Here is a 7457-nt window from a genome sequence, read left to right on the forward strand (position 1 = left end):
CTCTTGCTGAATTCTCGATCCGGGGCGAGCGTACGAATTCAAGTCAACTTGAGGTCAAGCATGTCCCGTCTCGATATCGGCGAGATCGCGGAGCGCTCGGGCGTGCCGCCTTCGACGCTCCGTTACTACGAGGAAATCGGGCTGATCCGATCGGACGGCCGTCGCGGGCTGCGCCGGCAGTTCGACGCCGACGTCTTGCTGAAGCTGTCGCTGATCAATCTTGGGAAGGCCGCAGGCTTTTCGCTGGACGAGATCGCCGGCATGTTCGGGCAGAATGGCGAGCCCGATATCCCCCGCGCACAGCTCCATGCGAAGGCGAGCGAACTGCAGCGGCAGATCGTGGGCTTGAGGACGCTGCGGGATGCGCTGCGTCACGTTGCCGATTGCCCTGCGCCGACTCACCTCGAATGCCCGACTTTCCGGGCTCTTCTGAAGACGGCATCGCGCAGGCCGCTCGCCTATGAACCGTCTCGGTCGGCTGATGGCACCGGCCTCCGGCCCTCGCGGCAAAGGCGGCGGGGCTCCGCCGTCACCCCGTGATTGGCGAGGTTGCCATCTGGGTCGATCTATCGCTTGGACAGCCTCCCGCCCCATGGTAGGGGACGCCGCAACGGAGCTGGGCCGCACCCGCCGCATTTCTCAGGAGCCGGACATGACCGAAGCCGCGCTGAACAAGCACCTCTCGAACTCCTTCTTCGGCGCTTCCCTGGCCGACGTCGATCCCGAGATCGCTCATGCCATCACGCTCGAACTCGGTCGCCAGCGCGACGAGATCGAGCTGATCGCCTCCGAGAACATCGTCTCCCGCGCCGTGCTCGAGGCGCAGGGCTCGGTGATGACCAACAAGTATGCCGAGGGCTATCCGGGCCGGCGCTATTATGGTGGTTGCCAGTTCGTCGACATCGCCGAGAAGCTCGCGATCGAGCGCGCCTGCCGCCTGTTCGACTGCAAGTTCGCCAATGTCCAGCCGAACTCCGGCTCGCAGGCCAACCAGGGCGTCTTCATGGCGCTGATGCAGCCCGGCGACACTTTCATGGGCCTGGACCTCGCCGCCGGCGGGCACCTGACCCATGGCGCCCCGGTCAACCAGTCCGGCAAGTGGTTCAACGTCGTGTCCTACGGCGTCTGCGTCGTCGACCAGATGATCGACTATGACGCGATGGAGCGCCTCGCCATCGAGCACAAGCCGAAGGTCATCGTTGCCGGCGGCTCTGCCTATGCCCGCCATTGGGATTTCGCCCGTTTCCGCGAGATCTGCGACAAGGTGGGCGCCTATTTCATGGTCGACATCGCGCATTTCGCCGGCCTCGTGGCAGGCGGCGCGCATCCCTCGCCGTTCCCACACGCCCATGTCGTCACCACCACGACGCACAAGACCCTGCGCGGCCCGCGCGGCGGCATGATCCTGACCAATGACGAGGCGCTGGCCAAGAAGATCAACTCGGCGATCTTCCCGGGCATCCAGGGCGGCCCGCTGATGCATGTCATCGCGGCCAAGGCGGTTGCCTTCCACGAGGCGCTGCAGCCGGAGTTCAAGACCTACGCCCACGCCGTCGTCGCCAACGCCAAGGCGCTGGCCGAGACGCTGAAGTCGAAGGGCTTCGATCTCGTCACCGGCGGTACGGACAACCACCTGATGCTGGTCGACCTGCGCTCGAAGAAGCTGACCGGCAAGGCGGCGGAGGCCGCGCTCGGCCGCGCTCACATCACCTGCAACAAGAACGGCATCCCCTTCGATCCCGAGAAGCCGATGACGACCTCCGGCATCCGCCTCGGCACCCCGGCGGCGACCTCGCGCGGCTTCGGCATCGCCGAGTTCAAGCAGGTCGGCGAGCTGATCGCCGAGGTGCTGGACGGTCTCGCCGCCCATGGCGAGGAGGGCAATGCATCGGTCGAGCAGGCCGTGACCGCCAAGGTCAAGGCGCTGACTGCGCGCTTCCCGATCTACTGAGGATAGCGTCGAAGGGGCTCTGAGAAAGGCTGGCGAACCGGAATGCGCTGTCCCTATTGCGGCTCCCTCGACACGCAGGTGAAGGACTCCCGTCCCACCGACGATCACGCTTCGATCCGCCGCCGCCGGGTCTGCCCCGATTGCGGCGGCCGTTTCACCACCTTCGAGCGCGTGCAGTTGCGCGAACTTACGGTCGTGAAGCGCTCCGGCCGGCGCACGCCGTTCGACCGGGACAAGCTGGAAACCTCGATCGCCCATGCGCTGCGCAAGCGCCCGGTCGCGCCGGAGCGCATCGAGCGCATGGTGAACGGCATCGTGCGCCAGCTCGAAAGCTCGGGCGAGGCGGAGATACAGAGTTCGGCCATCGGCGAGCTGGTGATGGAGGGGCTGAAGGGCCTCGACGACGTCGCCTATGTCCGCTTCGCCTCCGTCTACAAGAACTTCCGCGAAGCCAAGGACTTCGAGGAACTGCTCGGCCAGCTCGGCGCGGGCGAGGAAGACGTCGCCTCGGTAGCGGCTCTGCGCGACAGGTCCCCTCGCAAAGATGACTGATCGCAGCGCGATCGACCGCGTCTTCATGGCGCAGGCGCTCGCCTATGGTGCGCGCGGCCTCGGCACGACCGCGACCAACCCGTCGGTCGGCGCCATAATCACCCGGGATACGCCGGACGGCCCCGTGGTCGTCGCCCGCGGCCACACCCAGCCCGGAGGGCGCCCCCACGGCGAGGCTCATGCCTTCTCGCGAGCCGGCGCGGCTTCGATGGGCGGCACGCTCTATGTCACGCTCGAACCCTGCTCGCATCGCTCGGTGCGCGGCGGCATCCCCTGCGTCGAGCATACCATCCTGTCGGGCGTGAAGCGCGTGGTCTCGGCGATGTCGGACCCGAACCCCTTCATCGCCGGGCTGGGCCATGCGCTGCTGCGCACCGCCGGCATCGAAGTCACCGTCGGCGTGCTGGAGCAGGAGGCGCGGCAGGCACATCGCGGCTATCTCACACGCATTACGCAGGGCCGGCCGATGGTGACCTTCAAGATCGCCCGGACGGCCGATGGTTATGCCGGCGGGGCAGGGGGCACCCCGATCGCGGTGTCCGGCCCGGTTGCCGGCGGCTGGGTCCATCTTCAGCGTGCGCATCACGATGCGATCATGCTCGGCGTCAGTTCGGTGCTGTCCGACGATCCGCAACTCACGGTGCGCTTGCCGGGCCTCGAACAGCGCTCGCCGATCCGCGTGATCCTCGACACGCATCTGCGCCTGCCGATCGCTTCGAAGCTGGTACGCACGGCCCGCGAGGTGCCGGTCTGGGTCATCGCGGCCGAGAGCGCGCCGATCGAACCCGAGCAGGCCCTGGTCGCGGCTGGCGTCGAGGTGATGCGGGTATCCGCCGGACCGGACGGCCACCTTGATCTGCATGACGCACTGACGCTGCTGGGTACGCGCGGCATCACCCGCGTTTTCTCGGAAGGCGGCCCGCGCATCGGCGAGAAGCTGGCGCTGGCCGGGCTCGCCGACGAGGTGATCGTCTCGACCTCGCCAAAAACGCTGGGGCAGCCCGGCGTCGTTGCCGTGCGTCCGGGGCTTGCCGGCCTGCTGGCCGACCCCGATCTATACGCCCTTGCCGAGACCGGACTGGTCGGGCAGGACCGTTTCGAGCATTTCGTGAGGAGAGGCTGATGTTCACGGGCATCGTCACCGCCGTCGGCGAGGTCGTGGAGGCCGAGCGCAAGGGGCCGAGCCTCAAGCGACTCGCCATTTCCTGTCCCTATGAAGCGGAAGGCATCGCCATCGGCGCTTCGATCGCATGCGCCGGTGTTTGTCTGACGGTCACCGCGCTTCGGCCCCGCGAGGACGGCAAGCCCGGCTGCATCTTCCAGGTGGAAGCTGCGGCCGAGACGCTGGCGAAGACGCTCGTCGGCGAGTGGGAGCCTGGAACCCTCGTCAATCTCGAGCGCTCGCTGAAGGTCGGCGACGAACTCGGCGGCCACCTCGTCGTCGGGCATGTCGATGGTCCGGGGCGCATTCTGAAGATCGACGCGATCGAGCCCGATCCCGACGAACCCTGGGGCGCGACCGCCCGTTTTCACATCCAGGCCCCGCAGGGATTGGCGCGGTTCATCGCCACGAAGGGCTCGATCTGCCTCGACGGTACCTCGCTGACCATCAATACTGTCGAGGACGACGTCTTCACCGTCCTGCTGATCCCGCACTCCTTCGCCGTCACCACCTGGGGGCAGCGCAAGGAGGGCGACTCCGTTCATGTCGAGGTCGATCTGATGGCTCGGTATGCCGCGCGGCTTGCGGAGGCGCGTCCGCAGGGGTAACCAGCCTCTTCACGCTCCAAGAAGGATAGAAGAAATGGCCGGATCCCGGCAGACCTCGGCCGACAAGGCCGCAACTCCAGCCGTCGAGATCGACGGCGCCCGCGTCCTCGTCGTCGAGGCGCGCTTCTACGACAAGTACGCCGACGAACTCCTGGCGGGCGCGGTTTCGGTGCTGGAAGAAGCCGGTTGCCGCGTCGACGTCGTCACCGTTCCCGGCGCGCTGGAAATCCCCTCCGCAATCGTCATCGGCTTGCGTGCCGCCGACGAGGCCGTCGATCCTTATGAGGCTGTCGTCGCGCTCGGCACCGTCATCCGCGGTGAGACCGGCCATTACGACATCGTCGCCGGCGAGAGCTCGCGCGCATTGATGGATCTCTCGGTCGCCTTTGCCCTGCCGCTCGGCAACGGCATCCTGACCGTCGAGAACGAGGCGCAGGCCTGGGCCCGCGCCAACCGCGAGGACATGAACAAGGGCGGTGGCGCTGCCGAAGCCGCGCTCGCTGTCCTCCGCTACAAGCGTTCGCTGGCGGAGCCTTCGCAATGAGCCGCGCCGAGAAGCGGCGCGGCGCGCGGCTCTCGGTCGTGCAGGCGCTCTACGAGATGGAAATCGGCGGCCGTGGCGTCGTCGAGGCGATGGCCGAGTTCGAGCACTTCTGGATCGGCAAGGAGGTCGAGGAGATCGAGCTGCCGGAGGCCGAGATCGCCTTCTTCCGCGACGTGCTTGGCGGTGTCGTCCGCGAGCAGCGCCTGGTGGACCGCACGGTCGACGATCTTCTCGCCAAGGACTGGCCGCTGAAGCGCGTCGAGGCCGTCGTCCGCGCGATCCTGCGCGCCGGCGCCTATGAGCTCGCCTTCCGCAAGGACGTGCCGGCGCGCGCCGTCATCTCCGAATATGTCGCGGTCGCGCGCGCCTTCTATTCCGGCGATGAGATCGGCATGGTCAATGCCGTGCTCGACCGGATGGCACGCGACTTCCGCGCCGACGAGTTCGACGCAGCCAACAGCTGATGACCGAACCATCCCGCCCCGGCGAATTCGAGCTGATCGCCCGCTATTTCGCGCCGATCGCCGGGCCGGGCGGGCTGGGCCTTCTCGACGATGCAGGGCTGTTGCGGCCCGGCCGCGGCTACGAGGTCGTCGTCACGGCTGATGCACTCGTGGCCGGCGTCCACTTCTATCCCGATGATCCGCCCGAGGCGATCGGCTGGAAGGCGCTGGCGGTCAATCTCTCCGATCTCGCCGCCAAGGGCGCGAAACCCGAGGGCTTCGTGCTGACGCTGGCCCTGCCGCGGGGCTGGACCGAAGCCTGGCTCTCCGGCTTTGCCGCCGGCATCGCGCGCATGGCCGACGAGGCCGGTTGCCCGCTGGTCGGCGGCGATACGGTCTCGACGAGCGGACCGCTCACCTTGTCGATCACCGCCTTCGGCACGGTTCCTGCCGGCCGGATGGTCCGGCGCTCCGGCGCGAAGCCGGGCGACGTGGTGCTTGTCTCCGGCAGCATCGGCGACGGCGCGTTCGGCCTCAAGGTGCATGGGCCGGAGAAGCCGGGCTGGGTTGCCGCGCTCGCGGCCGAGAACCGGGCCTGCCTCGCCGATCGCTATCTCTATCCGCAGCCGCGCCACAGGCTCGCGGAGGTTTTGCAGCGGCACGCCTCGGCCGCGATGGACATCTCTGACGGACTGGTCGGCGACCTCGCCAAGCTGCTGAAGGCATCCGGCGTCGGCGCCGAGATCGACCTCGATGCCGTCCCGCTCTCGCCAGCGGCCCGCGCCGCGGTCATGGCTGATCCCGCACTGGCGGAACTGGCCTGGACCGGCGGAGACGACTACGAAATTCTCTGCACGGTTTCGGAAAGAGAATATTCTCCTCTGATGGCGGCAGCGAAAGAGATCATGCTTCCGCTGACACCGATTGGGCGGGTGATCGCCGACACTGGCGCCGTGACTTATCGCGAGAAGGGTGAATTGCGCGGCTTCGCGCAGGGCTCATTCTCTCACTTCTGACAGCGGCTCGTGATCGCGGCCGCAAGGCAGCGTTGTGATGAACCAGCACGTTCCGGTCCTCGATGGCGACAGGCTCGCGAAGCGCAACGCGCTCGTTCTTGCCGGTGCGCAGGCGCTGGGCGGCGCCAATCCTGCGATCATCATCTCGCTCGGCGGCATCGTCGGGGCGCAGCTCGTCGCCGACAAGGCGTTCGCGACGGTTCCGGTCAGCCTGCTACAGCTCGGTATCGCCATCGGCGTGATCCCGGCGGCGATGGTGATGCGCCGGCTCGGGCGCCGAAGCGGCTATCTGATCGGTGCGCTCGTCGGCGCGGCCGGTGCGAGCCTGGCGGCAGGTGGCGCCTCGCTGCGCCTGTTCTGGCTGTTCTGCCTCGGCACCTTCGTCTGCGGGCTCTATGGCTCCTTCGTCCAGAGCTATCGCTTTGCCGCCGCCGATACGGCGAGCGAGGAATTCCGGCCCCGCGCCATTTCCTGGGTGATGATCGGTGGCCTCGCCGCGGGGATCATCGGGCCGCAATCGGTTTACTGGACGCGGGACCTCACACCCGCCGCTCCCTTCGCTGCGAGCTTTCTTGCGCAGGGCGCATTGGCCCTGATCGCCATCCTGATCGTGTCCCGCCTGCGCGCCCCGCCGGTTGCGGCCGTCCGCTCGGGCGGCGGCCGTCCGCTGGGCGAGATCATGCGCCAGCCGAAGTTCATCGCCTCGGTGACGGCCTCGCTGGTCGCTTATGGCCTGATGAGCTTCGTCATGACGGCCGCGCCGATGGCGATGGTCGCCTGCGGCCATTCGGTGGGCGACGCCGCGCTCGGCATCCAGTGGCACGTGCTCTCCATGTTCGGGCCGAGCTTCTTCACCGGCCGGCTGATCGCCCGCTTCGGCAAAGGCACGATCACCTCCGTCGGCCTTGTCCTGACCGCGCTTGCGGCGGTCGTCGGCCTCACAGGCCTCAGCGTCGGCCATTTCTGGCTGGCCCTGATCCTGCTCGGCCTCGGCTGGAACTTCGGCTTCATCGGCGCCACTGCACTGGTGACGGATTGCTATCGTCCGGAAGAGCGGGTGAAGGTGCAGGCGGCCAACGACTTCCTCGTCTTCGGCTCTGTTGCCATCGCCTCGTTCTCGGCCGGCGGTCTGCTGAGCCACGGCGGCTGGGATGCCGTGAACTGGTTGGTGTTCCCGCCGG

At 67.6% G+C, this 7457-nt stretch carries 9 protein-coding genes; all 9 read left to right on the forward strand.

What is annotated here, in order from left to right:
- Nucleotides 1-60: 60 nt before the first annotated feature.
- Nucleotides 61-540 carry a helix-turn-helix domain-containing protein gene (locus ACIPIA_RS07160; protein WP_400508054.1) on the forward strand — a complete coding sequence of 160 codons (480 nt, stop codon included), beginning with the start codon at nucleotides 61-63 and terminating at the stop codon, nucleotides 538-540.
- A 112-nt stretch (nucleotides 541-652) separates the two neighbouring features.
- The gene (gene glyA / locus ACIPIA_RS07165) at nucleotides 653-1951 is read left to right on the forward strand and encodes a serine hydroxymethyltransferase (RefSeq protein WP_400508039.1); all 1299 of its coding nucleotides are present in this window, start codon (nucleotides 653-655) and stop codon (nucleotides 1949-1951) included.
- A gap of 42 nt (nucleotides 1952-1993) precedes the next feature.
- Nucleotides 1994-2503, forward strand: coding sequence for a transcriptional regulator NrdR (nrdR, locus tag ACIPIA_RS07170; protein ID WP_400508041.1), 510 nt, complete (start codon nucleotides 1994-1996; stop codon nucleotides 2501-2503).
- Complete coding sequence (gene ribD, locus ACIPIA_RS07175) at nucleotides 2496-3626, forward strand: bifunctional diaminohydroxyphosphoribosylaminopyrimidine deaminase/5-amino-6-(5-phosphoribosylamino)uracil reductase RibD (RefSeq protein ID WP_400508042.1); 1131 nt, start codon at nucleotides 2496-2498, stop codon at nucleotides 3624-3626. Before nrdR ends, ribD begins: the two co-directional genes overlap by 8 nt.
- On the forward strand, nucleotides 3626-4273 hold the full coding sequence (locus ACIPIA_RS07180) for a riboflavin synthase (protein ID WP_400508044.1): 648 nt from the start codon (nucleotides 3626-3628) through the stop codon (nucleotides 4271-4273). Before ribD ends, ACIPIA_RS07180 begins: the two co-directional genes overlap by 1 nt.
- A 34-nt stretch (nucleotides 4274-4307) precedes the next feature.
- A complete protein-coding gene (ribH, locus tag ACIPIA_RS07185) occupies nucleotides 4308-4817 on the forward strand; it encodes a 6,7-dimethyl-8-ribityllumazine synthase (protein ID WP_400508046.1) in 510 nt (169 codons plus the stop codon).
- The gene (gene nusB / locus ACIPIA_RS07190) at nucleotides 4814-5281 is read left to right on the forward strand and encodes a transcription antitermination factor NusB (protein WP_400508048.1); all 468 of its coding nucleotides are present in this window, start codon (nucleotides 4814-4816) and stop codon (nucleotides 5279-5281) included. Before ribH ends, nusB begins: the two co-directional genes overlap by 4 nt.
- Nucleotides 5281-6276, forward strand: coding sequence for a thiamine-phosphate kinase (gene thiL, locus ACIPIA_RS07195; RefSeq protein WP_400508050.1), 996 nt, complete (start codon nucleotides 5281-5283; stop codon nucleotides 6274-6276). The genes nusB and thiL overlap by 1 nt, the downstream gene beginning before the upstream one ends.
- 37 nt (nucleotides 6277-6313) lie before the next feature.
- Nucleotides 6314-7457: MFS transporter (locus tag ACIPIA_RS07200; protein ID WP_400508052.1), on the forward strand; the 1144-nt coding region annotated here is incomplete at its 3' end.

The sequence above is a fragment of the Allobosea sp. CER48 genome, from assembly GCF_044752385.1.
In the GTDB taxonomy this organism is placed as follows: Bacteria; Pseudomonadota; Alphaproteobacteria; order Rhizobiales; family Beijerinckiaceae; genus Allobosea.

Bases quoted from the DNA above. Each gene is read 5' to 3' on its own strand.
- glyA (WP_400508039.1), top strand. From the start codon at position 653: ATGACCGAAGCCGCGCTGAACAAGCACCTCTCGAACTCCTTCTTCGGC.
- thiL (WP_400508050.1), top strand. From the start codon at position 5,281: ATGACCGAACCATCCCGCCCCGGCGAATTCGAGCTGATCGCCCGCTAT.
- nusB (WP_400508048.1), top strand. From the start codon at position 4,814: ATGAGCCGCGCCGAGAAGCGGCGCGGCGCGCGGCTCTCGGTCGTGCAG.
- ACIPIA_RS07160 (WP_400508054.1), top strand. From the start codon at position 61: ATGTCCCGTCTCGATATCGGCGAGATCGCGGAGCGCTCGGGCGTGCCG.
- ribD (WP_400508042.1), top strand. From the start codon at position 2,496: ATGACTGATCGCAGCGCGATCGACCGCGTCTTCATGGCGCAGGCGCTC.
- nrdR (WP_400508041.1), top strand. From the start codon at position 1,994: ATGCGCTGTCCCTATTGCGGCTCCCTCGACACGCAGGTGAAGGACTCC.
- ACIPIA_RS07180 (WP_400508044.1), top strand. From the start codon at position 3,626: ATGTTCACGGGCATCGTCACCGCCGTCGGCGAGGTCGTGGAGGCCGAG.
- ribH (WP_400508046.1), top strand. From the start codon at position 4,308: ATGGCCGGATCCCGGCAGACCTCGGCCGACAAGGCCGCAACTCCAGCC.